Genomic DNA, 350 nt, shown 5'->3' with positions numbered 1-350 from the left:
CTAGTCCATTGAACCAATGAAATTGCACTGATCTAATGGTGCATGGGCAAAATGAATCTGAGCGAAGCCGAGCGGGAAGAACTGCTGTCGATGCAGCGCAGCCGAACGATGGCAGTCGGCCAAGTGAGGCGAGCGCGGTTGATCTTGCTGCTCGACGAAGGGGTCTCGCGCGGGGCGATCATGACCGAATTGCGATGCGATTCGCGTTTCATTACGACATGGCAAACTCGCTTCGCGAGTGAGCGTCTGGCAGGCCTGTACGGCCGGCATCCAGGGCGCGCTCCGCGCCGTGATTTGGCGCGGCTTGAGGCAAGAGTGCTCGACTACACGCTGCGACGCAAACCGGCCGA

1 protein-coding gene is annotated in these 350 nt (G+C 59.7%); it reads left to right on the top strand.

The features are described 5' to 3' along the window. Positions 1-42: 42 nt before the first annotated feature. Positions 43-350 (top strand): helix-turn-helix domain-containing protein (locus HWX36_RS37070; protein ID WP_244136341.1); only part of this gene is annotated, 308 nt, incomplete at its 3' end.

Origin of the sequence: Burkholderia sp. BCC0405, from assembly GCF_902833075.1 — a bacterium.
Classification (GTDB): Bacteria; Pseudomonadota; Gammaproteobacteria; order Burkholderiales; family Burkholderiaceae; genus Burkholderia.
The sequence above is the reverse complement of the archived record's forward strand: the minus strand, read 5'-3'. Positions and strand labels throughout refer to the sequence as shown.